The sequence below is a fragment of the Nocardioides eburneiflavus genome (genome assembly GCF_004785795.1).
Classification (GTDB): domain Bacteria; phylum Actinomycetota; class Actinomycetes; order Propionibacteriales; family Nocardioidaceae; genus Nocardioides; species Nocardioides eburneiflavus.
The window spans coordinates 1,253,383-1,277,350 of record NZ_SRRO01000001.1; the positions used below are offsets into that span (position 1 = coordinate 1,253,383).

The 23,968-nt window shown below is 73.1% G+C and carries 25 protein-coding genes; 14 read left to right on the forward strand and 11 right to left on the reverse strand.

The annotated features are described in order from the left end of the window. Positions 1-28: 28 nt before the first annotated feature. On the reverse strand, positions 29-832 hold the full coding sequence (locus tag EXE59_RS05875; protein ID WP_135838066.1) for a hypothetical protein: 804 nt from the start codon (positions 830-832) through the stop codon (positions 29-31). 135 nt (positions 833-967) lie between these two features. Here EXE59_RS05875 and EXE59_RS23670 point away from each other — a divergent pair, with 135 nt between their 5' ends. Next, positions 968-1,501, forward strand: coding sequence for a hypothetical protein (locus EXE59_RS23670; RefSeq protein ID WP_168218415.1), 534 nt, complete (start codon positions 968-970; stop codon positions 1,499-1,501). Here EXE59_RS23670 and EXE59_RS05885 read toward each other — a convergent pair. Together EXE59_RS05885 and EXE59_RS05890 are read right to left on the reverse strand one after the other, a co-directional pair. Beyond that, positions 1,488-2,699 carry an MFS transporter gene (locus EXE59_RS05885; protein ID WP_246056549.1) on the reverse strand — a complete coding sequence of 404 codons (1,212 nt, stop codon included), beginning with the start codon at positions 2,697-2,699 and terminating at the stop codon, positions 1,488-1,490. The genes EXE59_RS23670 and EXE59_RS05885 overlap by 14 nt on opposite strands. Positions 2,700-2,880: 181 nt before the next feature. Beyond that, positions 2,881-3,723, reverse strand: coding sequence for an aldo/keto reductase (locus tag EXE59_RS05890; protein ID WP_135838068.1), 843 nt, complete (start codon positions 3,721-3,723; stop codon positions 2,881-2,883). An 80-nt stretch (positions 3,724-3,803) separates the two neighbouring features. Between EXE59_RS05890 and EXE59_RS05895 the strand changes: the two genes are divergently transcribed. Further along, entirely contained in the window at positions 3,804-5,741 is a 1,938-nt protein-coding gene (locus EXE59_RS05895) for a M3 family metallopeptidase (protein WP_135838069.1), read from the forward strand. Positions 5,742-5,793: 52 nt separating this feature from the next. Here the strand turns inward: EXE59_RS05895 and EXE59_RS05900 are convergent, their stop codons facing one another. Continuing rightward, positions 5,794-6,504, reverse strand: a complete 711-nt coding sequence (locus tag EXE59_RS05900) for an SGNH/GDSL hydrolase family protein (protein ID WP_135838070.1) — start codon at positions 6,502-6,504, stop codon at positions 5,794-5,796. An 84-nt stretch (positions 6,505-6,588) separates the two neighbouring features. Here EXE59_RS05900 and EXE59_RS05905 point away from each other — a divergent pair, with 84 nt between their 5' ends. Then, positions 6,589-7,389 carry a GNAT family N-acetyltransferase gene (locus EXE59_RS05905; RefSeq protein WP_246056551.1) on the forward strand — a complete coding sequence of 267 codons (801 nt, stop codon included), beginning with the start codon at positions 6,589-6,591 and terminating at the stop codon, positions 7,387-7,389. Between the two features lie 25 nt (positions 7,390-7,414). Here the strand turns inward: EXE59_RS05905 and EXE59_RS05910 are convergent, their stop codons facing one another. Then, positions 7,415-7,621: a Dabb family protein gene (locus tag EXE59_RS05910; RefSeq protein WP_210429148.1), complete on the reverse strand. Its 207-nt coding sequence runs from the start codon at positions 7,619-7,621 to the stop codon at positions 7,415-7,417. Positions 7,622-7,997: 376 nt separating this feature from the next. Here EXE59_RS05910 and dnaK point away from each other — a divergent pair, with 376 nt between their 5' ends. The 6 genes from dnaK (at position 7,998) to EXE59_RS05940 (ending at position 12,976) form a co-directional block, all read left to right on the forward strand. After that, the gene (gene dnaK / locus EXE59_RS05915; protein WP_135838071.1) at positions 7,998-9,866 is read left to right on the forward strand and encodes a molecular chaperone DnaK; all 1,869 of its coding nucleotides are present in this window, start codon (positions 7,998-8,000) and stop codon (positions 9,864-9,866) included. Next, positions 9,863-10,549 (forward strand): nucleotide exchange factor GrpE, encoded by a 687-nt coding sequence (locus EXE59_RS24395; protein WP_246056553.1) that lies wholly within the window; start codon positions 9,863-9,865, stop codon positions 10,547-10,549. The genes dnaK and EXE59_RS24395 overlap by 4 nt, the downstream gene beginning before the upstream one ends. Positions 10,550-10,594: 45 nt before the next feature. Beyond that, on the forward strand, positions 10,595-11,782 hold the full coding sequence (gene dnaJ / locus EXE59_RS05925) for a molecular chaperone DnaJ (protein WP_135838072.1): 1,188 nt from the start codon (positions 10,595-10,597) through the stop codon (positions 11,780-11,782). Beyond that, positions 11,779-12,198, forward strand: a complete 420-nt coding sequence (locus tag EXE59_RS05930) for a heat shock protein transcriptional repressor HspR (protein WP_135838073.1) — start codon at positions 11,779-11,781, stop codon at positions 12,196-12,198. The genes dnaJ and EXE59_RS05930 overlap by 4 nt, the downstream gene beginning before the upstream one ends. Before the next feature lies 1 nt (position 12,199). Then, positions 12,200-12,670, forward strand: coding sequence for an SRPBCC domain-containing protein (locus tag EXE59_RS05935; protein WP_135838074.1), 471 nt, complete (start codon positions 12,200-12,202; stop codon positions 12,668-12,670). 66 nt (positions 12,671-12,736) lie between these two features. After that, positions 12,737-12,976: a hypothetical protein gene (locus EXE59_RS05940; protein WP_135838075.1), complete on the forward strand. Its 240-nt coding sequence runs from the start codon at positions 12,737-12,739 to the stop codon at positions 12,974-12,976. A gap of 64 nt (positions 12,977-13,040) precedes the next feature. Here EXE59_RS05940 and EXE59_RS05945 read toward each other — a convergent pair whose 3' ends face one another. Next, complete coding sequence (locus tag EXE59_RS05945) at positions 13,041-13,805, reverse strand: lysophospholipid acyltransferase family protein (RefSeq protein WP_135838076.1); 765 nt, start codon at positions 13,803-13,805, stop codon at positions 13,041-13,043. A 72-nt stretch (positions 13,806-13,877) separates the two neighbouring features. Here EXE59_RS05945 and EXE59_RS05950 point away from each other — a divergent pair, with 72 nt between their 5' ends. Together EXE59_RS05950 and EXE59_RS05955 are read left to right on the forward strand one after the other, a co-directional pair. Continuing rightward, entirely contained in the window at positions 13,878-15,743 is a 1,866-nt protein-coding gene (locus EXE59_RS05950; protein ID WP_135838077.1) for a CRTAC1 family protein, read from the forward strand. Between the two features lie 37 nt (positions 15,744-15,780). Further along, positions 15,781-16,320 (forward strand): carboxymuconolactone decarboxylase family protein, encoded by a 540-nt coding sequence (locus tag EXE59_RS05955; RefSeq protein ID WP_135838078.1) that lies wholly within the window; start codon positions 15,781-15,783, stop codon positions 16,318-16,320. 20 nt (positions 16,321-16,340) lie between these two features. Here the strand turns inward: EXE59_RS05955 and EXE59_RS05960 are convergent, their stop codons facing one another. Together EXE59_RS05960 and EXE59_RS05965 are read right to left on the reverse strand one after the other, a co-directional pair. Further along, on the reverse strand, positions 16,341-17,810 hold the full coding sequence (locus tag EXE59_RS05960) for an RnfABCDGE type electron transport complex subunit D (protein WP_168218416.1): 1,470 nt from the start codon (positions 17,808-17,810) through the stop codon (positions 16,341-16,343). A gap of 77 nt (positions 17,811-17,887) precedes the next feature. Next, complete coding sequence (locus EXE59_RS05965) at positions 17,888-18,673, reverse strand: pentapeptide repeat-containing protein (RefSeq protein WP_135838080.1); 786 nt, start codon at positions 18,671-18,673, stop codon at positions 17,888-17,890. A 276-nt stretch (positions 18,674-18,949) separates the two neighbouring features. Between EXE59_RS05965 and EXE59_RS05970 the strand changes: the two genes are divergently transcribed. From EXE59_RS05970 to EXE59_RS05980, 3 genes are read left to right on the forward strand one after another with little or no spacing between them, the layout of a single operon-like run. Then, complete coding sequence (locus tag EXE59_RS05970; protein ID WP_135838081.1) at positions 18,950-20,446, forward strand: cobyric acid synthase; 1,497 nt, start codon at positions 18,950-18,952, stop codon at positions 20,444-20,446. Next, positions 20,443-21,192: a cobalt-precorrin-6A reductase gene (locus tag EXE59_RS05975; RefSeq protein ID WP_135838082.1), complete on the forward strand. Its 750-nt coding sequence runs from the start codon at positions 20,443-20,445 to the stop codon at positions 21,190-21,192. Before EXE59_RS05970 ends, EXE59_RS05975 begins: the two co-directional genes overlap by 4 nt. Positions 21,193-21,196: 4 nt before the next feature. Continuing rightward, positions 21,197-21,697, forward strand: a complete 501-nt coding sequence (locus EXE59_RS05980; RefSeq protein WP_135838083.1) for a YflT domain-containing protein — start codon at positions 21,197-21,199, stop codon at positions 21,695-21,697. Positions 21,698-21,812: 115 nt separating this feature from the next. Here EXE59_RS05980 and EXE59_RS05985 read toward each other — a convergent pair whose 3' ends face one another. The 3 genes from EXE59_RS05985 to EXE59_RS05995 all read right to left on the reverse strand — a co-directional run bounded on the left by EXE59_RS05985 (position 21,813) and on the right by EXE59_RS05995 (position 23,928). Beyond that, positions 21,813-22,757 (reverse strand): cobalamin biosynthesis protein, encoded by a 945-nt coding sequence (locus EXE59_RS05985; protein WP_135838084.1) that lies wholly within the window; start codon positions 22,755-22,757, stop codon positions 21,813-21,815. Between the two features lie 150 nt (positions 22,758-22,907). Further along, entirely contained in the window at positions 22,908-23,693 is a 786-nt protein-coding gene (locus tag EXE59_RS05990; RefSeq protein WP_135838085.1) for a CbtA family protein, read from the reverse strand. Positions 23,694-23,703: 10 nt separating this feature from the next. After that, positions 23,704-23,928 (reverse strand): CbtB domain-containing protein, encoded by a 225-nt coding sequence (locus EXE59_RS05995; protein WP_135838086.1) that lies wholly within the window; start codon positions 23,926-23,928, stop codon positions 23,704-23,706. Between the last annotated feature and the right edge of the window lie 40 nt (positions 23,929-23,968).

The window sequence follows — 23,968 nt, forward strand, 5'->3', positions numbered from 1 at the left end:
GTGTCCGTGGTCTCGACCGCGTCCGGCCTCAGACGTGGCCGCTGAGCTGTGCCATCCGCAGCTCGAGCCTGGTGAGCAGCTCGCTGCAGGCCTTGTCGGGCAGCCTGGACCCGGAGCCCTTCCGGCCCCCGCCCTGGGCGCACACCGGGAGCACGTCGATCGAGAGCCGGGCGCCGCCGGCGAGGGCGCGGAGCTCGTCGAGCTTGTCGCCGAACGGCGAGCCGCTGCCGGGGGAGTAGTAGTGCACGGCCGCGTCGATGTCGTCGGCGAACAGGTCGGCCTTGGTCACCGCGACGACCAGCCACGTCGGGCGCTCGCGGCGTACGGCCATGCTGGCGATCCGGTGGGCGGTGATCGCCCAGTCCTCGAGCTCGGCGGCGAGCTGCTCCTCCCGGGAGGCAAGCGCGGCGCCGGTGGTGCCGGCCGTACGCCGGGGCGTGGCGTGGCCGTAAGCGACCACGTGCAGCACGCCGTCCACCGGCTCGTCGTGGAAGACCTCGTCGAGCGCGCCGAGGCGGGTGGCGGCGTTCTCCCCGGGGACCACGCGGAACCGGTAGCCGCGCAGCCGCGCGTTGCGACGCGTACGCCGCTCCATCACCGCCGAGCCCACCTCGGTGCCCTCGGCGGCGGAGGCCTCGGCGCTCGCCCGGCGGGCCAGGCGGTCCGCGAGGCGGGTCTTGCCGACGCCGGTCATGCCCGTCACCGCGACCGTCGGGTAGCGGTGCCGCAGCAGGCGGGAGGCGCGTTCGGGGGCTTGGGACAGCGCGGCGAGCGCGCCTCCGGCGAGGGTGGTGCCGATGGCGGCCTTGCCGTGTCGCAACGGTGACTGCATGCCCCCATCCTGTCCGACGAGGGGTCGGGAGCGCCCCCGCCGGACGGGCGACTTGGCCCCGGACCAGCCGTCTTGGACAATGGCGGTGCGACGCACCTGCCAGACGCACCCGGCTCCGAGAGGCATCCTCACCGCATGGACACCGAGAACCGCCCCGTCCTGACCGGGCTCCTCGCCCTCGTCGGCGTCTCCGTGGCCATCGGACTGCTGGGTGGTCTCGCGGTGCTCGCCGGCGTGAAGGTCACGGGCCTCGACGGCACCGTGTCGTCGTCGAGCAGCGACTCCAACGCGTCGGCTACCTTCCGGCTGCCCAAGCCGAGCGCCACCGCCACGGAGAGTGCGACCGAGGAGCCGGCGGAGCCGGACCCCGGCACCGAGACGTCCTCTGAGACCCCCGCCACGGCCATCTCGCTCTCCGCGACCCAGCAGTCGGTGAGCCCGATGCAGCAGATCGACCTGACCGGCACCTACCAGGGCGGCGAGGGTGCGATCCTCCAGGTGCAGCGCTTCGAGAACGGCGCCTGGTCGGACTTCCCGGTGACCATGTCGGTCAGCGGCGGCACCTTCGCGACCTACGTCCAGACCAGCCGCACCGGGCCCAACAAGTTCCGCGTGGTCGACACCGACTCCGACGTCGTCTCCAACGAGCTGACCGTCACCGTCGGCTGAGCGCCCTCCGCGCCGCGTCCACGCGGTGCGTCCAGAGTCCCACCCAGCCGGCGCCGGCCAGTCCGAGTACGCCGACGACGAGGCACGCGGTCGCCAACGGGGCGGTCGCGGCGATGGCGCCCACCAGGAGCGGGCCGCCGGTGTTGCCGATGTCGCCGCAGAGTCGCCACGCTCCGAGGAACTGCGGGCGTCCCTCGTCGGGGGCGGCGTCCGCGCCGAGCGTCATCACGATGCCCGACCCGAGGCCGTTGCCGCAGGCGATGAGCGCCATCACCAGGGAGACCGACACGGCGGTGGTGGCGAGTGGGAGCAGCAGGCACGCCACGGCCATCGACAGGACCACCGGCACCGCGACGACCATCCGGCCGCGCGTGTCCATCAGCCACCCGCCGGGCCACATGAACGCGACGTCGAGGGCGGCCGCGCCGGCGAAGATCAGCGACGTCGTCGAGGCCGACAGCCCGACGTGCTCGGCCCACAGCGGCAGCAGGCTCAGCCGCAGCGAGCGGCTCATGCCGAGGATCACCACGGCGGTGCCGAGCGTGGCGAGCAGTCGTCGGTGCGAGGCGATCACCGTCCATACGCCGAGGTGCCCGCTGGCCCGCGCCGCGGCGCGCTTCTCCTCGCCGAGGTCGGGCATCGTGGCAGCCAGCAGGGAGGCGAGGACGCTCATCGCGGCGCCCAGCCAGAACACGCTGGTGAGGTCGGTGAGGGAGATGAGGCCGGCCCCGATCAGCGGACCGATGAGCACGCCGACGCGGTAGGACCCGCCGAGCAGCGACATCGCCCGCGCCCGGTGGGTGATCGGGACGGCGTCGATCATGAAGCCCTGGCGGGCGATGAGGAACAGCGTCCAGCACACCCCGCTCAGCAGCACGCCCACTGCGAGGCCGAGCACGGAGTCGGTCAGCGCGGCGAACGCCATCGCGACGGCGTCGACGAACCCCGCCGCCACCAGCGCCCGCCGCTCGCCGACCCGGGCGACCAGCGCCCCCGCGGGGAGGCTCGCGAGGAGCATGCCGACGCCGGTCAGCGCGACGATCGCGGCGGCCGTGCTGACGTCGGCCCCGAGGTCGCGGGCCCGCAGGGCGAGCACCGGCATGATCGCGCCGTGCCCGATCGCGGAGACGATCGAGGGGCCGTACGCCACGAGCCAGATGTCGCGGAAGCGGAACTCCTGCTCGGTCCCCGAGGTCACCGACGCATCCTCTCAAGACCCTCCGCCGAGCGGTGCCCCAGCGACATTCCGTCGTCAGCGGATGTGGCTCACGCACCGCTCGGTCGGGACACGCGTACGCCGCGCCCGTGGGCGGTGCCCCAGCCACATTCCTGCGCCAGCGGATGTGGCTCACCCACCGCTCCGCCGGAGGCCGGAGCCGTCAGGGGATCCAGTCGAAGGCGTCGGGGTTCGGGCCCATCCGGCCGGCCTCGCCCCGGTCGAGCTCGTCGAGCGCGGCCATGTGGGTCGGCTCGAGCTCGAAGTCGAAGATCTCGAAGTTCTGCCGCATGCGCTCGGGGTTCATCGACTTCGGGAAGACGATGTCGCCGCGCTGCACGTGCCAGCGCAGGGCGACCTGCGCGGGCGTACGCCCCACGAGCGAGGCGATCTCACTGATGGTGTCGTCGTCGACGACCGTGCCCTTCGCGATCGGGGACCACGCCTCGGTGAGCACGCCGTGGCGCCGGTTGGCGGACCGGACGTCCTCGTTGGCGAAGAACGGGTGCACCTCGACCTGGTTGACGACCGGCACGACGCCGGTCTCCTCGACGATCCGGTCGAGGTGGGCGGGCTGGAAGTTGGAGACGCCGATGCTGCGGGTCTTGCCGCCCTCCTGCGCCTCGATCAGCGCCCGCCAGGTCTGCACGAAGTCGCCGTCGTAGCGGGTCGGCAGCGGCCAGTGGATGAGGAACAGGTCGACCTGGTCGAGGCCGAGGCGCTCCAGCGAGGCGTCGATCTCGCGGCGCGCGTCGTCGGGCCGGTGGAAGCCGTTGTTGAGTTTGGTGGTGACGTAGAGGTCGTCGCGGGCGATGCCGGAGGCCTTGATCGCCTCGCCGACGCCCGCCTCGTTGCCGTACATCTGGGCGGTGTCGATGTGCCGGTAGCCCGCCTCGAGGGCCGCCGTCACGGTCGCCGCGGTCTCCGGCGGCGGCACCTGGAAGACGCCGAAGCCGAGCTGGGGGATGGACGTGCCGTCGTGGAGCGTGAGGTCAGGGACAGTCATACCTGTCCCTACACCGGCCCTCGGCGAGGTATTCCGAAGGCGGTGGAGGTTTGTCGGGACCCACCCGTACGCTCACGGGCGTGGCCGACAGCGACGACACCCAGACCGCACCCGCACCCCTCGACCTCCCCGGACCCGGCGACTGGCTCGCCTGGGTCACGCAGCGCTGCGAGGACCAGCTCACCGAGGCGCAGCAGCAGGTGGGGCTGGTCAAGGCCGGCTCCTCCGACGCCCCGGTGGTGCTCACCGCGTGGAACAAGGCCGAGACCGCGCTCGCCAACGCCGGGTCGGTCGCGCTGTGGGCCGAGGTCCACCCCGACGCCGCCGTGCGCGACCGGGCCGACGAGCTCAGCCAGCAGGTCCAGAAGTACGTCACCGAGCTGGGCCTGGACCGCGACCTCTACGCCGTGCTCGACGCACTGTCTCCCGACGGGCTCGACGACGACGCGCGCCGGGTGCTCGAGCACACGCTGCGCGACTTCCGCCGTGCCGGCGTCGACCGCGACGACGCCACCCGCGACCGGCTCCGCGAGCTCAGCGAGCGGGGCGTGAAGCTCTCCCAGGACTTCGGCCGCAACATCCGCGACGACGTCCGCTCGATCCGGATCGCGCCCGAGCGCCTCGCCGGGCTGCCCGACGACTACCGCGAGGCCCACGCCCCCGAGGAGGACGGGCTGGTCACGATCACCACCGACTATCCCGACCTGGTGCCGTTCACGACCTTCGGTGCCGACGCCGAGGCGCGCCACGAGCTCGCGCTCGCCCAGAACAACGTCGCGTGGCCGGCCAACGACCAGGTCCTCCAGGACCTGCTCGCCGTGCGCCGCGAGACCGCGGCCCTGCTGGGTCATGACTCGTGGCCCGACTACGACACCGAGGTCAAGATGATCGGCAGCGGCCAGGCCGTCGCCGACTTCATCGACCGCGTGGGCGAGGCCGCCAAGCAGCGCGCGGGCGAGGAGCTGGCCGTGCTTCTCGAGCGCAAGCGTGTCGACGACCCGTCCGCCGACTCCGTCGCGACCTACGACTCGCGCTACTACTCCGAGCTCGTCCGCCGCGAGCAGTACGACGTCGACGGCCAGGTCGTGCGCACCTACTTCCCGTTCGAGCAGGTCCGCCAGGGGCTGCTCGAGGTGACCGGGCGACTCTTCGGCCTGGAGTGGACGCCGGTGTCCCGCGAGGAGGCCGGCACCTGGCACGACGAGGTCGCCAGCTACGACGTACGCCTCGACGGTGCGCGCATCGGCCGGATCCACCTCGACCTCCACCCCCGCGACGGCAAGTTCAAGCACGCCGCGCAGTTCGACCTGGTCAGCGGCGTCGCCGGCGAGCAGCTCCCCGAGGGCGTGCTCGTCTGCAACTTCGCCCGCGGGCTGATGGAGCACGACGAGGTCGTCACGCTGTTCCACGAGTTCGGCCACCTGGTCCACCACGTGCTCGGCGGGCAGACCGCGTGGGTGCGCTTCTCCGGCGTCGCCACCGAGTGGGACTTCGTCGAGGCGCCGAGCCAGATGCTCGAGGAGTGGGCGTGGGACGCCGACGTGCTGGCCACCTTCGCCAGCAACGCCGAGGGCGAGACGATCCCGCGCGAGCTGGTCGCCGCGATGCGGCGTGCCGAGCAGTTCGGCAAGGGCCTCTACGCCGTGCAGCAGATGTCCTACGCCGCCCGGTCCTACTGGTTCCACGCCCGCGAGCACGACGACCTCACCGCCTTCGGCGACGAGCTCCAGCGCCGCTACTCGGTGTTCCCGCCGCTGGAGGGCGCCCACATGCACTGCGCGTTCGGCCACCTCGACGGCTACTCCTCCGGCTACTACACCTACATGTGGTCGCTGGTCATCGCGAAGGACCTGTTCTCCGCCTTCGACCGCGACGACATGTTCGCCCCCGACGTCGCCCGCGCCTACCGCGACAAGGTGCTGGCGATGGGTGGGCGCAAGGACGCCGCCGACCTCGTCGCCGACTTCCTCGGCCGCCCCTACTCCTTCGACAGCTGGACGGCCTGGCTCGCCGAGTAGGTCTCGACACGCCCGCTCGCTCGCGCTCGCGGACTGCTCGACCACCGAGCGGTCAGCGCGTACGGACCGCCGGTCGGGCCGGGTCCACCTCGGCGATGCGGTCGGCGACGACCTCGCCGAACTCGCGGTGCCCGTCCTCGGTGAGGTGCAGCCGGTCGTCGAGGTAGTCGAGCTCGAGGTCGCTGGTGCGGACGTAGGGGACGCCGTACGCGTCCGCGAGCTCCGCGAGCCGGGCGTCGACACGCGGCACGGCACGGCTGCGGAGGGGCGCGTCGGCCGGGCCGACGACGACCACGCGGTGGCCGGCGAGGTCGGCCATCAGGTCGCGGAAGCCCCGCTCGATCGCGGCGGTCGGCTGGTCGAAGTCGTTGAGGCCGCCCTCGACCACCACGAGGGCGGGGCGTACGCCGAGCGCGGTCGCGGCCCGGTGGTGGAACGAGACCCGTCCGCAGTGGCTCGCGCCGGCGCTGAAGCCCGAGCCGGAGAACCCGCGGACGTGCACCTCGCCGGGCAGCTCGGCCGCCCAGGAGCGGCGCAGGTCGTCCTGGCCGAGGCCGACCGACCAGGAGTCGCCGATGACCAGGACCCGTTCGCCCTCGCCGGTGACGACCGCGGCCCGCTCGCGCGCGTAGAGGCGGTGCTGCTGGCAGCGGGCCGGACCGGCGCCCGCGCGGTCGGCGACCCAGAACGCCATGAGGGCAGCGAGCAGCAGCACGACGACTGAGGCGCCGGCGACGCGGCGCGGGATCCCCCGGTGGAGCACGAGAGAAGTGTGCGGCGTCCGGGCGCGTTCGCGCAGGCGAAAACCCCTGAGATTCCCCTGACTTCGGCACCTAGGGTGACCACCGTGACGACCGACCCCCTGCTGACGGCCTACGACGACCAGCTGCGCACCGACGCCGAGATGGCCCGCGCCCACGACGTGCAGCGCGAGGGACCGCTGCTGTGGGGCGTGTTCGACCACGGCGGCTTCGTGTCGTACCGCGACCTCGGGGGCCTCGCCGGGACCGCGCTCGACGAGGCGATCGAGCGTACGGTCGCGCACTTCCGCGACGACACGGACGTCGAGTCCTTCGAGTGGAAGTCACGCGGCCACGACGAGCCCGCCGACCTCGGCGAGCGCCTCGTCGCACACGGGCTCGTCGCGGAGCCGGTGGAGACCGTGATGGTCGGGGAGGCGTCGCTGCTCGCCAGCGACGTGCCCCTCGCTGACACGCCGCAGGGCCCCGTCGTCGTACGCCGCATCGAGCCGGGTCCCGACGCGGTGCCCGACCTGACCCGCATGCTCGAGGCGCAGGAGTCCGTCTTCGGCGGCGGCCGCGGGCCGTCGGTGGCGTCCGCGCTGCGCGAGCTCACCAGCGGTGCGTCGGAGTTCTGGATCGCCGAGGTCGGCGACCGCGTCGCGTGCGGCGGCCGGCTCACCCCGGTCGAGGGCACCGACTTCGCCGGCATCTGGGGCGGCTCGACGCTGCCGGAGTTCCGCGGCCGCGGGATCTACCGCGCGCTCGTCGCCGCCCGCGCGCGCTCCGCCGTCGCCCGCGGCATCCGGCTGGTCCACTCCGACTGCACCGACATGTCGCGCCCGATCCTCGAGCGGTCGGGGCTGCGCGCGATCACCACGACGACGCCGTACGTCTGGACCCGCTGAGCGTCTCGAGCTCGACCGCTCCCGCTCAGAGCGGGACGTAGTCGATCTCCAGGAAGTCGGCGACCTCGGGCACCCAGCGGTCCGCCACGAACGCCGTGTGGACCGGGTGGCGGTTGTAGCCGTCGTAGGCCGCCTGGTCGGCGAACTCCATCGAGAACCCGAAGGTGAAGTCGTTCTTCGCGCTGGTCTGGCGCAGCTGCTCGTACGCCTCGACGCCGGGGATGTCGGCCAGCTACCGGGCCGCGGCGAGGAAGTCGGCCTCCTCCGCGGAGCCGGGCGCGTGGTGGAGCCGGAAGGCGACGGTGTGCCGGATCATGCGTTCCACCGTAGAGGGGTGCGGTCGTGGGCTCGGTGGCGTCCAAGTCGTGACTTGTCGAACGGTATGGACGCTGGTCGCCCCGTACTCCACGACTCGAGCGGCCATATGTCCGCTCGACTCGGGAAATTGTTGCCCGATTCGGGGAACATCGACAGCTGACCTGCGTTGTACCCCATGAACAGACTTGAGTCAGATCGACTCAACTGTTTTGCCTCCTCCGCCAATGCGCGGCAGGATGGCAGCAGACTCACGTCATCCAGGCAGAACCCACAGCAGGAGGTAACACACCATGGCTCGAGCGGTCGGCATCGACCTGGGCACGACGAACTCCGTCGTGTCCGTACTTGAGGGTGGCGAGCCCACCGTCATCGCCAACGCCGAGGGCGCCCGGACCACCCCGTCCGTCGTCGCCTTCACCAAGTCCGGCGAGGTCCTCGTCGGCGAGGTCGCCAAGCGACAGGCGGTCACCAACGTCGACCGCACCATCCGGTCCGTCAAGCGCCACATGGGCGAGGACTGGAAGGTCGAGATCGACGACAAGACCTTCACCCCCCAGCAGATCAGCGCCTTCGTGCTCCAGAAGCTCAAGCGCGACGCCGAGGCCTACCTCGGCGAGACCGTGACCGACGCGGTCATCACCGTCCCGGCCTACTTCTCCGACGCCCAGCGCCAGGCCACCAAGGAGGCCGGCGAGATCGCGGGCCTCAACGTCAGCCGCATCGTCAACGAGCCCACCGCGGCCGCGCTGGCCTACGGCCTCGACAAGGGCGAGGACCAGACGATCCTCGTCTTCGACCTCGGTGGCGGCACCTTCGACGTGTCCCTGCTCGAGATCGGCGAGGGCGTCGTCGAGGTCAAGGCGACCTCCGGTGACAACCACCTCGGCGGCGACGACTGGGACAACCGCGTCGTGGATTGGATGGTCAAGAAGTTCAAGGACAACAACGGTGTCGACCTCGGGGCCGACAAGATCGCCAAGCAGCGCCTCCAGGAGGCCGCGGAGAAGGCGAAGATCGAGCTGTCCTCGAGCTCCGAGACCACGATCCACCTGCCCTACATCACCCACGGCGAGGGCGGCCCGCTCCACTTCGAGGAGAAGCTGACCCGCAGCGAGTTCCAGAAGCTCACCGCCGACCTGCTCGAGCGCACCAAGGCGCCGTTCCAGTCGGTGCTCAAGGACGGCGGCGTCGCCGTCGCCAACATCGACCACGTGGTCCTCGTCGGCGGCTCGACCCGCATGCCGGCCGTGACCGAGGCCGTCAAGGAGCTGCTCGGCGGCAAGGAGCCCAACAAGGGCGTCAACCCCGACGAGGTCGTCGCCGTGGGCGCCGCGCTCCAGGCCGGCGTCCTCAAGGGCGAGGTCAAGGACGTGCTGCTCCTCGACGTCACCCCGCTGTCCCTCGGCATCGAGACCAAGGGCGGCGTGATGACCACGCTCATCGAGCGCAACACCACCATCCCCACGAAGCGGTCGGAGATCTTCACGACCGCCGACGACAACCAGCCGTCGGTGGAGATCAAGGTCGCGCAGGGCGAGCGCCAGATGTGGTCGCAGAACCAGCCCCTCGGCAACTTCGAGCTGACCGGCCTCCCGCCGGCCCCGCGCGGCGTGCCGAAGATCGAGGTCACCTTCGACATCGACGCCAACGGCATCGTGCACGTCTCGGCCAAGGACCAGGCGTCCGGTCGCGAGCAGTCGATGACCATCTCCGGAGGCTCGGCGCTCAGCAAGGACGAGATCGACCGGATGGTCAAGGAGGCCGAGCAGTACGCCGAGGAGGACGCCAAGCGTCGCGAGGCCGTCGAGGCCCGCAACCAGGGCGACCAGCTCGTCTACACGACCGAGAAGTTCCTCACCGACAACGCGGAGAAGCTCCCCGACGACGTGAAGACCGAGGTCCAGGCCGACGTCGACGCGCTCAAGGAGACCCTCGCCAAGGAGGACGCGTCGTCGGAGGAGATCACCGCCGGCATCACCAAGCTCGGTGAGTCCAGCCAGAAGATGGGTGCCGCGATGTACGCCGCCGCGGAGGCCGACCAGGCCGCTGCGGGCGGTGCCACCGGAGCGACGGGCGAGGCCGACGACGACGTCGTCGACGCCGAGATCGTCGACGAGCCCGCCGAGGGCACGGACAGCGCCGAGGGTGAGTCCAAGTGACCGATCGCCCCGACGAGCCCGCCACGGGCCCCGAGGCGTACGACCTCCCGGAGGGGGAGCCCACCGCGGCTCCCTCTCCGGAGGGCGGGTTCGGTGACGTCGCCGGCGAGGCGCCGGTCCAGCCCTTCGACACGGCTCGTCCCTCGCCTGCTCAGGAACCAACCGAGGTCGAGGAGCAGGTCGCCGGTGACGCCGTCGCCGGTGACGGTGACGGTGACACGGAGGAGGACGACCTGGCCGCCATGAAGGGGTCGCTCGCCGACCTGACCAACGACCTCCAGCGCCTGCAGGCCGAGTACGCCAACTACCGCAAGCGCGTCGACCGTGACCGCCAGCTGGTGGCCGAGACCGCCGCCTACAAGGCGCTCACCCCCGTGGTCGAGGTCCTGGACACGATCGACAGGGCCAAGGACTCCGCCCGATCCATGGGAAGCGAGCTCGACGACGGCTTCAAGGCCGTGGCCGACCAGCTCGAGCGTGTCGTCGCGGCGGCCGGCCTGGTGCGGTTCGGGGAGCCGGGCGACGCCTTCGACCCCACGCTCCACGAGGCGCTCAGCCACCTGGGCACCGACGCGGAGGTCGAGGTCACCACGGTCAAGCACGTCGCCAAGGGCGGCTACCGCATGGGCGACCGCGTCGTCCGGGCGGCGCAGGTCCTCGTGGTCGACCCCGCCGACGCCTGACCCGCCACCAGATGACCACGCCGACGACGGAGAGGAGGTTCACCCGTGGCTGACAACGAGACCTTCAGGAACGACTGGGCGACCAAGGACTTCTACCAGGTCCTCGGCGTCAAGAAGGACGCCAGCGCGGCCGACATCAAGAAGGCCTACCGCAAGCTCGCCCGGGAGAACCACCCCGACTCCAACCCAGGTGACGACGCCAAGCACGAGAAGTTCAAGGCGGTCGCCGAGGCGTACGACGTGGTCGGCGACGAGGCCAAGCGCGCCAAGTACGACGAGTTCCGCTCGCTGCAGTCGCGCGGCGGCTTCGGCGCCGGCATGGGCGGCGGGATGGGCGGCGGCGCCGGCGGCTTCGGCGGCGGCGGGTTCAACCTCGACGACCTGCTGCGCGACCGCGGTGGCGCCGGCGGTGGGATCGGCGACATGTTCGGCGACCTCTTCGGCGGCGCCCAGCGGACCCGCACCCAGCAGCCGCGCCCGCGGCGCGGCGCCGATGTGGAGAGCACGGCCACCATCGGCTTCACCGACGCCCTCGACGGCGTGACGGTGTCGCTGCGGCTGACCTCCGACACGGCGTGCGCGACGTGCCAGGGCACGGGCGGCAAGCCCGGCACCCGGCCGCACATCTGCCCGGAGTGCGAGGGCGCAGGCTTCGTGGTCGCCGGCACGGGGGGCGCGTTCTCGATCAACGAGACCTGCCCGGCGTGCGGTGGTCGCCAGCTCGTCTACGACGAGGCGTGCCCGACCTGCCACGGCTCCGGCCGCGGCACGTCGGCGCGCTCGATCCAGGCCCGCATCCCGGCCGGGGTCAAGGACGGCGCGCGCATCCGGCTCAAGGGCAAGGGCGCGCCCGGGGAGAACGGCGGCCCGGCCGGCGACCTGTTCGTCAAGGTCAAGGTCACCCCGCACCGGGTCTTCGGCCGCAAGGACGACAACCTCACCATCGAGGTACCGGTGGCCTTCGACGAGGCGGCCCTCGGCGCCGAGGTCAAGATCCCGACACTCGGTGGTGCGCCGGTGACGCTCAAGCTCCCCCCGGGCACGCCCAACGGGCGCACCTTCCGGGTGCGCGGCAAGGGCGCCACCAAGCGCGACGGCTCCAAGGGCGACCTGCTCGCGACCGTCGAGGTCCAGGTGCCCGGCTCGCTCGACCCGACCGCCCGCGAGGCCCTCGAGGCCTACCGCGCGGCGACCGCCGGCAAGCCGCTCCGGGCAGGACTGTTCGAGGCATGAGCACGCCGTTCGGTGCGCCCAACCCGGACGCCGCGGTCTACGTGATCAGCGTGGCGGCGGAGCTGACCGGGCTGCACCCCCAGACGCTGCGGGCCTACGAGCGGATGGGGCTCATCCAGCCCGGGCGCACCGGGGGCGGCGGCCGTCGCTACTCCCACCGCGACCTCGAGCGGCTGCGCCAGATCGCCGACCTCACCAGCGCGGGCATCGGCATCGAGGGCGTACGCCGCATCATGGAGCTCGAGCTCCAGGTCGACGCCCTGCGTGCCCGCAACGAGGAGCTCCTCGCCGAGCTCGAGGCCGTACGCCACGGGCTGGCCGCGCGGGCGGCTGCTGCGCAGGCGGCGCCCAACAAGCTCCCCGTGCTCCACCGGGGGCCGGGTCAGTCCGTCGTCGTCTGGCGCCGGGGGAGCTGACGTGCCGCGCATCGACCGCGCCGTCGCCGACGTCGCCGCCTCGCCTGAGGAGGTGTACGCCGCCTTCGTCGACGCCGAGGCGCTGGCCGCGTGGCTCCCGCCGGAGGGCATGACCGGTGAGCTCTCCGACGCCGAGCTCCGAGCGGGCGGCGGCTTCACCCTGGCGCTGCGCTACGACGAGGCGCCGGAGGGCGGCGCGAAGACGACCGAGGACACCGATCTCTCCCGCGTCACGGTCGACGAGCTCGTCGAGGGCGAGCGGGTGGTGTGGGGTGTCGTCTTCGAGTCGGACGACCCTGACAACGCCGGCCGGATGACGATGACGTGGACCTTCACCGCCCAGGGCGCGGGCACGCGGGTGGCGATCGACGCCACCGACGTGCCCCCGGGCATCGACGCCGAGGCACACCAGCAGGGGCTGGACGCCTCGCTGGCCCATCTCGCCGCCTGGCTCGAGGCACAGGTGTCGTGACCTCCGACCGGAGCCGGTGGCCGGGGTTGTCGGTGCAGGCGCGTAGGTTCGGGGCGTGAGTGAGCGATGAGCAAGATGGACAACCTGCGCGCGATGCGGGAGGCCAAGTACGCCGAGTCTCAGAAGCGGGCAGCGACCGCACCGGCGAGGCCGGTGGCGCCGGTGGCGCCGCCCGCGCCCAAGCGGGTCGAGGAGCGGGCCGCCGAGTCGCCGGCGACCGAGGACCTCTGCGGCCACCGCAACATGAGCGGTCGCACCTGCACCCGCGAGAGCGGCCACCCGCAGAAGAGCCACCGCTACTCCTGAGCTGCCGGGCCGCGGGTGAGCGTCCTCTCCGATGGCCGGTGGCCGGACGCGTGGGCGGTCGCGCTCAGCCCGCGAGCGCATCCTCCGGCACGCCGGTCGCGTACGGCGCCGGCTCCCCGCGGAGCTCGGCCACCTGCGCGACCAGCGCCGCCATCACCTCGTCGGCGACCCGGCGCACGGTCGCCTCGTCGACAGGCTCTCCAGCGGTGACGCCAGCGAGGCGGCGTACGTCGATCGGCTCGCCCACGGCGACAGCCACCCGCGGGCGCAGCAGGGTGTTGCGCAGCAGGCGGGCCACGATGCCGCGGGTGCCGATCACCTGCTGGGCGCCGACGAGGGCGACCGGGACGACCGGCGCGCCCGTGCGGAGGGCGAGGCGTACGGCCCCGGTCTTGGAGCGCTCGGGCCAGTGCTGGGGGTCGCGGGTGATGCGCCCCTCGGGGAACAGCCCGACGGCCTCGCCCGCCTCGAGTGCGGTGGCCGCCGCGTCCAGGGAGCCCACGGCGGCGGAGGTGCCGCGCTGCACGGGGATGAAGCCGAGGCGGCGGACGACCGGTCCGACCAGGCCTGAGCGGAACACGCCGCCGGTCGCCATCAGTCGCAGCGAGCGGCCGAGGCGGCGACCGACGAGGGCGAGCAGGATGCCGTCGGCGAAGCTGGTGTGGTTGGCGACCACGATGAGCGGGCCGTCGGGCAGCTGGGCGGTGGGCGTCGAGCGGCGGGTGAGCTCGAGGCGGCTGACGGTCGAGACGACGGCGCCGAGGAGGCCGGCGGCGAGAGCGTAGAGGAGGGCGGCCCGGAGACCGGGGCGCTGCCACGAGGTGTCCATGCGCCGAGTCTCGGTGATGGGGCGCGCCGCTCGCGCCGGTATCGGCACTCAGATCCGTGCGAGGATCGCGCGGTGGGGAAGAGCCAGGACCCGGCCGCGCGATCCCGCACGGTCGCGCTGGTGCTGGTCGTGCTGCTCGTGGGGGTGCTCGTCGCGGTGCGGGTGTTCTCCGACGGCGAGGCCCAGGCCCCGGTCGCGACGCCGGCGGGCGACGAGCCCGGCGCTGGCACCGCCAGTCCCGGCCGCCCGGTCGTACGGCCCGTCGAGCCCGACCCGACGCCCGTGCCGGAGGAGACCCTGGCCGGCCTCCGCTTCGAGGACGTGACCGACCGGGTGGGGCTCACCGGCAGCGGCCCCGACGGCCCCGAGCCGACCGCCGCCGACATGGACGCGGGCGCCGCGGTGGCCGACATCGACGACGACGGCGACCTCGACCTGCTGCTCACGTCGTCGGGCCGGGCCAGCGGCCTGCACCGCAACGACGACGGCGTCTTCACCGACATCACCGACGAGTCCGGCCTCCCGTCGCTCGTCGGCGTGACCGTCGCGGCCTTCGCCGACGTCGATGCCGACGGTCACCTCGACCTCTTCCTGGGCGGACCCGGCACCGAGTTCGGCCGGCTGCTGCTGGGGGACGCGTCGGGCCGGTTCCGCGACGGGCCCCGGGCCTGGCGGGTGACCGCCCCCGGGACGGGGAAGCGCGCGATCCGGGGGGTGGACTTCGGCGACGTCGACCGGGACGGCGACCTCGACCTGGTGGTCACCGACTGGAACCTCGGCTCGTTCGTCGCGGTCGAGGCCGCTCGCGGCGACGCGTCCGACCGGTTCACCGGGCAGTGCCAGTACGCCGCGACCGTACGCCGGCTGCACGCTGCCGGGGCCCTGCAGGTGACCGGGGCGACCCGTGCCTTCCGCAACGACGGCGACCGCTTCACCGACGCCACCCAGGCGTGGGGCCTGGCCGACCTCGGCATCGAGCGGCCGTTCACCCCGCAGCTCGTGGACCTCGACGACGACGGCTGGCTCGACCTCGCGGTCGCCGGCGACTCGTGCTCCTCCCGGCTCTACCGCAACGAGCGCGGCACCGGCTTCGTCGACGTCACCCGGCGCGCCGGCGTCGGCACCGACGAGAACGGGATGGGCTCCGTGGTGCGCGACCTCGACGGCGACGGTCGCCCCGACTGGCTGGTCACCTCGATCGCCTACCCGACGGCCGACGGCACCTGCCCGCCGGTCGGCCTCTTCGCCGGCTGCTCCGGCAACCGGGTCTACCTCAACCGCGGCCGGATGCGGTTCGAGGAGTCGACCGACGAGCTCGGCCTGCGGGACACCGGGTGGGGCTGGGGTGCGGTCGCGGCGGACTTCGCCAACGACGGCCGGCTCCAGGTCGCGGTCACCAACGGGCGCATCGGCAAGGCCGACCCTGACCCGACGTCGCAGGCCGAGGTCTACTACGCCGCGTTCGTCGACGACCCCACGTCGTTCCGGGTGCGCTCGGACGACGGACCGTACGCCGAGGCCGCCGCGCAGGTCGGCATCGACGACGACCGCGTCTCGCACGCGCTCGTCGCCTTCGACCACGACCGCGACGGGCGCCTCGACCTGCTGGTCGCCCACGCCGGGGAGCCGCCGACGCTCTACCGCAACACCACCCCGCCGCGACGCTGGATCGGGATCCGGCTCCGCGACCCGTCCACCCCCGGCAACGTGGCGGGGCTCGGCTCGCGGGTCGAGGTCACCTCCACCGACGGCGCGACGACCACGCAGTGGCTGCACACGTCCGGGTCGTACGAGGCCCAGCACCCCGCCGAGCTGCACGTCGGGCTCGGCGAGGCCGGGGTGGCCCGCATCCGGGTGTGGTGGCCGGGCGAGCAGACCCCGCAGGTGGTGACCGAGCCGCAGGCCGACCGGATGATCACCGTCACCCGGGCCCGTTGATCGACTAGTCTCCCCGCACCGGACCAAGGAGCGACCCATGGCGCACATCGACCTCCCGACCACCTCCCCGGGCATCCGCGGGCTCTTCGAGTTCCGGCCCGAGACGGCCGCGCCGCTCGGCCAGCTCGCCGAGGTGCTGCTCCGCGGCGACAACACCCTCGAGCGCGGTGAGCGCGAGCTGATCGCGGCGTACGTGTCCTCGCTCAACGACTGCCACTTCTGCATGAGCTCGCACGCGGCCTTCGCGGCCCTCCAGCTGCCCGACGGCTGGGACGTCGTCGACGGCGTCCTCCGCGACCCCGCCTCGGCGCCGGTCAGCGACAAGATGCGCGGCCTGCTCGCGATCGCCGGGGAGGTGCAGCGGTCGGGGCGCGCCGTCACGCCGGAGACGATCGCCGCCGCCCGCGAGGCGGGTGCCACCGACGTGGAGATCCACGACGCGGTGCTCATCGCGGCGGCGTTCTGCATGTTCAACCGCTACGTCGACGGGCTGGGCACCTTCGCCCCGCGCGACCGCGCCGACTACGTCCCGATGGCCGAGCAGATCGTGGCCAGCGGCTACGTCAGGCCGCGCTGACCCGATCGGCCGGTCCGCTCTCAGGCCTCGCCGCTCGCCTGCTCGCCGGTGAGCAGCCAGGTGCCGCCGGCGTCCTCCAGGACGTAGACCGTGTCGACCGGTGCCGAGCCGCGCGTGCCCGTGGCGTGGATGCCGAACCGCGGCACCGCCTGCGGGTCCTCGGGGTCGCGGACGAGCACGACCTCCATCGTCGCGAACTCGATCGGCTCGTCGGCGGAGGCGGTGGCGAAGTCCTCGAGCCGCTCGCCCGCGATCGCCGAGGCCGCCAGCTCGCTGTCGCCCGCCGCGCGGGCGTCCGCCTCGATCATCAGGGCGGCCACCAGGTCGTGGGCCATCGCGTCGGCCTGCGAGCTCGCCGCGTCGCCCACGACGGTCGTGACGTCGCCGGAGACCGTGACGTCCGGGATCGCCCCCTCCGGCACCTCCACGTCGGGACGCTCGGCCAGCGCGGCCGGTGCGACGGCCGGCCCGGTCGTCGCGGCCGTACGCGCGGGCAGGCCGGCGACCACCAGCGCGGCGAGCGCGACCGGCACCACCGCGGCCAGGCGTACGGGCGTGGACAGCGCGAGCTGCCGGTCGAGGCGCTCGGTGGCCAGGGTGAGGACGGGGCGCAGCGCGCACACCGCCACCAGGCCGGCGAGGACGGCGACCTTCGCGCCGTACTCGGTCTGCATCGGCGCCAGCAGCAGGGCGCTGGTCAGCCCGACCGCGGCGCCGAAGACCATCCGCGGACGGCGCTCGGTCGGCGAGGTCATCGGGTCGGTGATCATGAAGAGCATGAAGATGACGACCTCCGGCGAGGTCGCCACGATCCACCAGAAGTCGGCGCCGCAGACCGGGGTGACGCTCCACCGCGCCGAGATGCAGTGGCCCGACAGGCTCAGCACGGCGAGGCTGGTCGCGAAGACGCCCCAGAAGGCCAGCGACATCGGGAGCAGGCCCAGGCGCCGGGTCACGGTCAGCGCACCGATGGCCAGGATCAGGTAGACCGCGACCATCTCGACCGACATCTGCCCCCACCAGAAGTCGAGCGGGTTGACCACGGTCGTGCCGAGCAGCAGGAAGCACGCCACCAGCCCGAGGTTCGACGGGTTGACCACGGGGCGGCCGCGGAAGCGCAGCACGTGCTTGGACAGCAGCGCCAGGCCGGAGGTGGCGGCGAAGATGTACCAGCCGTTCATGCTCCACCAGTCGCCGTGCTCGGTGCCGTTGACGCGGAGCACGAGCGCGACGCCGTTGCCGGTGAGCAGCGCGCTGGCCGGCCAGACGATCTCCTTGCGCTCCCAGAAGACCATCGGCACCTCGATCAGGGCGCACGTGCCGAGGCACACCAGGATCTGCGCGATCGAGAGCTCCCAGCCGAGGAACGCCTGGCCCATCACCTGGATCGACGTGATCGTGGCAGCCAGGTGCAGCCGCGGGTCGCGGATCGAGGGGAGGCGTACGGGGTAGGAGGTGCCCCGGATGCGCACGGAACGAGCGGCTGGCATGGCCCGCACCATCCTGCCCGACACCCGAGCGGGTTGTCCCAGGTCGCGGGACTTTCGTCAGACCTGGGGCCGGCGCCTCAAGCGGGCCAGTGACGGGGGCGGGTCAGGCCCGCCGGCAGCGTCGTCGCCGCGTCGCCGCGGGCGGCGTTGACCTGCGGCTGGGTGAGGAACAGGGCGGAGGAGAGGTCGCAGCCGCGTACGTCGGTGTCGCGGAGGTCGGCGCCGAGCAGGTCGACGTCGTCGAGGTCGGCGCCGCGGAGGTCGGCCGCGATCAGCACGGCGCCGCGGAAGGTCCAGCCGCGCAGGTCGCCCGTGAGGCGCCGGCCGGCGAGGTCGGCGCGGGTGCGGTCGGCGGCTGCCGGCCACCGACGGCGTACGCGGTCGCTGGCGCCGGCGAGCAGCTCGCCGACGCGCCGCTGCAGCTCGTCGACGTCGGCGTGCAGCAGCGGCTCGGGCTCGGCCGCGGTGAGCAGCTCGATCTCCTTGCGGACCGGCCCGGTGGCCGGGTCGGGGGAGCGGCGGTCGACCTCGCCGAGGTGGACCAGCAGCTCGTGGAGCTGGCGCATCACCGACAGGACGGCGGCCATCTCCCCGAGGTTGTCCTGCTCACGCCACGAGACCCCGGCGTAGACGACCTGCGAGACCTGCTGGCCGGCGCCGAAGCACTCGAAGACCGTGCACCCGGGCCAGCCGTCCTGCCGGAGGGTGTCGTGGATGCCGCACCGGTCGTCGGAGAGCAGGTTGAGGCACGGGGTGCCGCTGGGCTTGTCGACGCCGAAGCCCGACTCGGCGGCGAACGGGAGCAGCACGCAGCACAGCCCGAAGCACCGGGAGCAGTCGGACCTCAGCTCGGGTGTCGCCACCCGGGGATCGTCGCACGCGGGTGGCGGGGGCCCGGCGTCAGGCGCCGTACCAGCCGTTCTGGATCGCGAAGGCGTTGACGAAGAGCAGGGCGATGAACAACACCGCGATGAACCGGTTGTCGAAGATCAGCTTGCCCATAGCATCCAGCATGACCGCTTGTTCGCGGAATCAAACAGTTGAAAGGTAAAGATTGGCCGGGGTCCCCGATATACCCCATTCGAGGTGGTCGGGTGCGAGCGCCAGCGAGCGTGTCGAGACCCCCTAGGCTGGCGCCCGTGAGTGCGCTGCTGGTCGCCGGGACGACGTCGGACGCCGGCAAGACGATCGTGACGACCGCGCTGTGCCGGGCGTACGCGCGCCGGGGGGTGAAGGTCGCGCCCTTCAAGGCGCAGAACATGTCCAACAACTCGATGGTCTGCCCGACCCCGGACGGCCGGGGCGCCGAGATCGGCCGCGCGCAGTGGATCCAGGCGGTCGCGGCGGGTGCCGAGCCCGAGGCGGCGATGAACCCGGTGCTCCTCAAGCCCGGCGGCGACCGGCGCAGCCACGTCGTGGTGATGGGCCGGCCCGGCGGGACCATCGACTCGAAGGACTTCGTCGGCGGACGCACCCACCTGCGCGACGCGGCGTACGCCGCCTTCGACGACCTGTCGTCCCGCCACGACCTCGTCGTGGTGGAGGGTGCGGGAAGCCCGGCGGAGATCAACCTGCGGGCGGGCGACTACGTCAACATGGGGCTCGCGCATCACGGCGCGATCCCGACGGTGGTGGTCGGCGACATCGACCGCGGCGGCGTCTTCGCGGCGATGTTCGGCACGCTCGCGCTGCTCGACGCCGCGGACCAGGCGCTGGTCGCGGGCTTCGTGGTCAACAAGTTCCGCGGCGACGTCGACCTGCTCCGACCCGGGCTGACCGAGCTGCGGGAGCTCACGGGGCGCGAGGTCTTCGGCGTGCTGCCGTGGAACCCGGACCTCTGGCTCGACTCCGAGGACGCGCTCGACCTGGCCGGTCGCCGCGCGAGCGAGGAGGAGGCGCGACTGCGGGTCGCGGTCGTACGGCTCCCGCGGATCTCGAACTTCACCGACGTCGACGCGCTGGGCATCGAGCCGGGCGTCGACGTGGTGTTCGCCTCCGACGCCCGCGCGCTCGCCGGTGCCGACCTCGTCGTCCTGCCCGGCACCCGGGCGACCCTCGAGGACCTCGTCTGGCTGCGCTCGCGCGGGCTCGACCGGGCCGTGCTCGACCACGCCGCGGCCGGGCGGCCGGTGCTCGGCATCTGCGGCGGATTCCAGATGCTCGGCCGGCGGATCCTCGACCCGGTCGGCGTCGAGGGCGTCGCCGGTGCCGACGAGCCGGGGCTCGGACTGCTCGACGTGACGACGACCTTCGAGGCCGACAAGGTGCTGCGCCTGCCGACCGGCTCGGCGCTGGGCGCGGACGCCCACGGCTACGAGATCCACCACGGCCGGGTCACCCGGCACGGCGGCGAGGAGTTCCTCGGCGGCGCGCGGTCGGGCGCCGTGCTCGGGACGATGTGGCACGGCAGCCTGGAGGGTGACGACCTGCGCCGCGCGCTGCTCGCCGAGGTCGCCGCGGCGGCCGGGGTGGCGTACGAGCCGTCGGACGTGGGCTTCGCCGACCAGCGCGAGCGACGGTTGGACCTCCTCGGCGACCTCGCCGAGGAGCACCTCGACCTCGACGCGCTGCTCTCGCTCGCCGAGTCCGGTGCGCCGTCGGGACTGCCGGCGCTGGAGCCGGGGGCGTCGCGGTGACCGTCCTGCTGCTCGGCGGGACGAGCGAGGCGCGCGAGCTGGCGGTGCTGCTGGACGAGGCCGGGGTGGACTTCGTGTCGTCGCTGGCCGGCCGGGTCGAGCGGCCGCGGCTGCCGGTGGGCGAGGTGCGGATGGGCGGCTTCGGCGGGGTCGAGGGGCTGCGCGCGTGGCTCGCCGAGCACGGCGCGACGGCGGTCGTGGACGCGACCCATCCGTTCGCGGAGGGGATGTCGGCCAACGCGGTCGCGGCCTGCACCGCGTCCGGGGTGCCGCTGCTCAGGCTGGCCCGGCCCGGGTGGGGCGACGCTCCCGGTGCGGACGGGTGGCACTGGGTCGACGACCACGCCGCGGCGGCCGCGCTGGCGGCGTCGCTCGGTCGGCGTCCGCTGCTGACGGTCGGGCGGCAGCCGCTCGGCCACTTCGTCGGCCCGCTGGCCGGCCACCGGGCCGTGGTGCGCGTCGTCGACCCGCCCGAGGTCGAGGTGCCGGAGCCGTGGCTGGTGATGCTGGACCGCGGCCCGTACGACCTCCCGGGCGAGCTCGAGCTCCTCGCCGAGCACGCGGTCGACGTGCTCGTCACCAAGGACTCCGGCGGCACCTACACGTGGCCCAAGATGGCGGCCGCCGACCAGCTCGGCGTGCCGGTCGTGGTGGTCCGTCGGAGCGCGGAGCCGGACGGCGTGGAGACCGTCCCGGACGCGGCCGCTGCGCTGGCGTGGGTCGTCTCGTCCTCGGTCGTATCGTGAGCGCATGTCGACCCCGGGCCTGAACCCCGCCTCGCCGCTCAAGCTCCAGTTCCCGCAGTCGCTGGCGGTCTACGACGACTACGCCCAGGCGCAGAAGAGTGTGGACTTCCTCGCCGACGCGGACTTCCCGGTCGACCAGCTGATGATCGTCGGCACCGACCTCAAGCGCATCGAGCGCGTGACGGGCCGGCTGACCTGGTCGAGGATCGCGGTCGGCGGTCTGCTGTCCGGCCTGTGGTTCGGCATCTTCATCGGGCTGGTCTTCGCGCTGTTCACCGAGGAGGGCCTGCGGCAGGTGCTGCTCAGCACCGCCTTCATCGGCGCGACCTTCGGGCTCATCTGGGCGCTCATCGGCTATGGGTTCACGCGCGGCCAGCGCGACTTCTCCTCGATCACCCAGGTCGTGGCGACCAAGTACGAGGTGCTGGTCGAGCACAAGGAGGCCGCCCGCGCGCGCGAGCTGCTGGGCGGGCTCCCGGGCGCGCTGCCCGATCCGTTCGCCTGATCCTCTGCCGACGCGCGAAGGCCCGGCCGCGCACCGTGAAGGCAGTTCGGCCACCTGGCGTCGTGATCCACGCTCGAGCGATGCAGCTGGAGCGCGAACTGCCTGCATGGTGCCGTCAGTGCGACCGGCGAGCCGCGACCAGCGCCGCGACCACGACTGCTCCGGCGCCGACCGCGTCGGCGAGGCGTACGGCGCGGCCGATGTCCGCGCGGTTCGGCGGCGGGCCGTCGCCGAGGACCACCCGGTCCTCCACCCCGTGGGCGTAGTGGTTGCGCCCGCCCAGCCTCACCCCCAGCGCACCGGCGAAGGCCGCCTCGACGACGCCGGCGTTGGGGCTCGGGTGGCGGCGGGCGTCGCGGCGCCACGCGCCGAGGGCCGCTGACGGGCGGCCGCCGACGGTGGGCGCGAGCGCTGCGGCGAGCAGGCCGCTGAGCCGGGCGCCGGGCAGGTTGAGCAGGTCGTCGAACCGGGCGGACGCCCAGCCGAACCGGCCGTAGCGCTCGCCACGGTGGCCGACCATCGCGTCGAGGGTGTTGGCCGCGCGGTAGCCCAGCAGCCCGGGGACGCCGAGCAGCGCACCCCAGACGAGCGGGGCGACGACGGCGTCGGAGGTGTTCTCCGCGACCGACTCGACGGCGGCGCGGCTGACCTCCGCCTCGTCGAGGGCCGAGGTGTCGCGACCGACGAGGTGGGTCAGGCGTCGGCGTGCGCCGGGCAGGTCGTCGGCGGCGAGCAGACCGTGGACGGCTGTCGCCTCGCGGCCGAGCGACGTGCCGCCGAGGACGGTCCACGTCGCGGCCGCGGTGACGAGCGTGTGGGCGAGGGGGTGGTCCCTCGTCCGTCGCTCCAGGCCGAGACCGCCCCCCGCGACGGTCCCGGCCAGGAGGACCAGGTGCAGCAGGCCGCGGGCCCGCGAGTCGGCGTACGTGCGCCACTCGAGGGCGGCAGCGGCGCTGCCGAAGACCGCCACGGGGTGCCCGCGGCGCGGGTCGCCGAAGCGACGATCGGCGAGGTGGCCGAGCAGGAGGCCGAGTGCACGGGTGACCCTTGGTTTCGACACGCTCGTTCCTCGCTGCTCAACCAGCGGGTGTGACACGCTCGTTCCTCGCTGCGCCAGCTGCCGCTGGTTGAGCCGGGCGAGGAACGAGCCCGAGTCGAAACCAAGGCCGACGCGGGTGTGGTTTCGACACGCTCGTTCCTCGCTGCTCGATCAGAGCGCGGCGGCGTACGCGCGCTGAGCCTCGACCGCCTCCTGCCGGCGCCAGGTGCGGTCGACGAGGGCCGTGAGGGCGGCGCCGATCACCGCCCACATCGCCAGCAGGGTCAGCAGCGACGAGATCCGGAAGTCCCACAGGACGCTCGCCGGGAAGGCGCCGAGCTCGTCGACCTTGGGGAAGGCGAGCGCGGCGACGGCGACCACGACGACGTAGGCCGTGGCGCCGGCGATCGTGCCCGGCACCGCGCTCCACCGGCGGGCTGCCCAGCGGGCGACCGCGACGGCGGCGAGCACGCCGAGGACCGACACCGCGACGAAGCCGAACCAGAGCGCGGTGCGGCTGTCGATGGTCTCGCCGGAGCCGACGGCGGGCGGCGTGGCGGGGTACTTGAGAAACGGCACGACACTGAACGACACGGCCGCGAGCAGGGCGACCAGGGCGGTGCCCGCTGCCGGCCGGAGGCTGCCGAGACGGCCGAGGCCGACCGCCGCGAGCAGGCCGGTCAGCCCGCCGAGGACCACGCCGATGGCGAGGGTGCCGGTGGCGAGGCCGAGGGTCGACTGCGTGATGCGGGAGATCGCGGCGTCCTCGCCGTGGGAGTCGGAGGCGGTGGCGGTGGCCTCGTCCTCGTGGTGGTGGTCCGCAGTGGCGCCTGCGGACTCGAGCGCGATGGCACGGTCGACCTGCGGCTCGCCGACGGTGTACGCCACGACGAACGCGGCGACACCGGCGAGGAGACCGGCGAGGAGACCGTGCACCAGGAAGGTGCGGGTCGTCATCGGTGGATGATCAGTGGCAGGGGAAGCCGAGCAGGTGCCGGCCGTCGTGGACCCACTCGTGGATCGCGGTGCCCTCGGGGATGGTGATCGCGCCCTGGACCGAGCTGATCAGCACGAGGACCGACATCGCGAACAGTGCGCCGAGGACCAGCCAGGGAGCGAGCTCCCGCAGCGGGATGGCGAGGTCGGACGGAGCCAGGGTGGACGAGGTGGGGCTGGAGATGGCGTGCGCCATGGTGTTCCTCCTTCGGGATGAAAGCGTCCCGGGTCGATGG

Coding starts and splice junctions, on each gene's coding strand:
- EXE59_RS05960 (WP_168218416.1), bottom strand. CDS start 17,810: ATGCCAGCCGCTCGTTCCGTGCGCATCCGGGGCACCTCCTACCCCGTA.
- EXE59_RS05890 (WP_135838068.1), bottom strand. CDS start 3,723: ATGACTGTCCCTGACCTCACGCTCCACGACGGCACGTCCATCCCCCAG.
- EXE59_RS05945 (WP_135838076.1), bottom strand. CDS start 13,805: ATGGACACCTCGTGGCAGCGCCCCGGTCTCCGGGCCGCCCTCCTCTAC.
- EXE59_RS05995 (WP_135838086.1), bottom strand. CDS start 23,928: ATGGCGCACGCCATCTCCAGCCCCACCTCGTCCACCCTGGCTCCGTCC.
- EXE59_RS05930 (WP_135838073.1), top strand. CDS start 11,779: ATGAGCACGCCGTTCGGTGCGCCCAACCCGGACGCCGCGGTCTACGTG.
- EXE59_RS23670 (WP_168218415.1), top strand. CDS start 968: ATGGACACCGAGAACCGCCCCGTCCTGACCGGGCTCCTCGCCCTCGTC.
- EXE59_RS05980 (WP_135838083.1), top strand. CDS start 21,197: ATGTCGACCCCGGGCCTGAACCCCGCCTCGCCGCTCAAGCTCCAGTTC.
- EXE59_RS05955 (WP_135838078.1), top strand. CDS start 15,781: ATGGCGCACATCGACCTCCCGACCACCTCCCCGGGCATCCGCGGGCTC.
- EXE59_RS05940 (WP_135838075.1), top strand. CDS start 12,737: ATGAGCAAGATGGACAACCTGCGCGCGATGCGGGAGGCCAAGTACGCC.
- EXE59_RS05990 (WP_135838085.1), bottom strand. CDS start 23,693: ATGACGACCCGCACCTTCCTGGTGCACGGTCTCCTCGCCGGTCTCCTC.
- dnaK (WP_135838071.1), top strand. CDS start 7,998: ATGGCTCGAGCGGTCGGCATCGACCTGGGCACGACGAACTCCGTCGTG.
- EXE59_RS05875 (WP_135838066.1), bottom strand. CDS start 832: ATGCAGTCACCGTTGCGACACGGCAAGGCCGCCATCGGCACCACCCTC.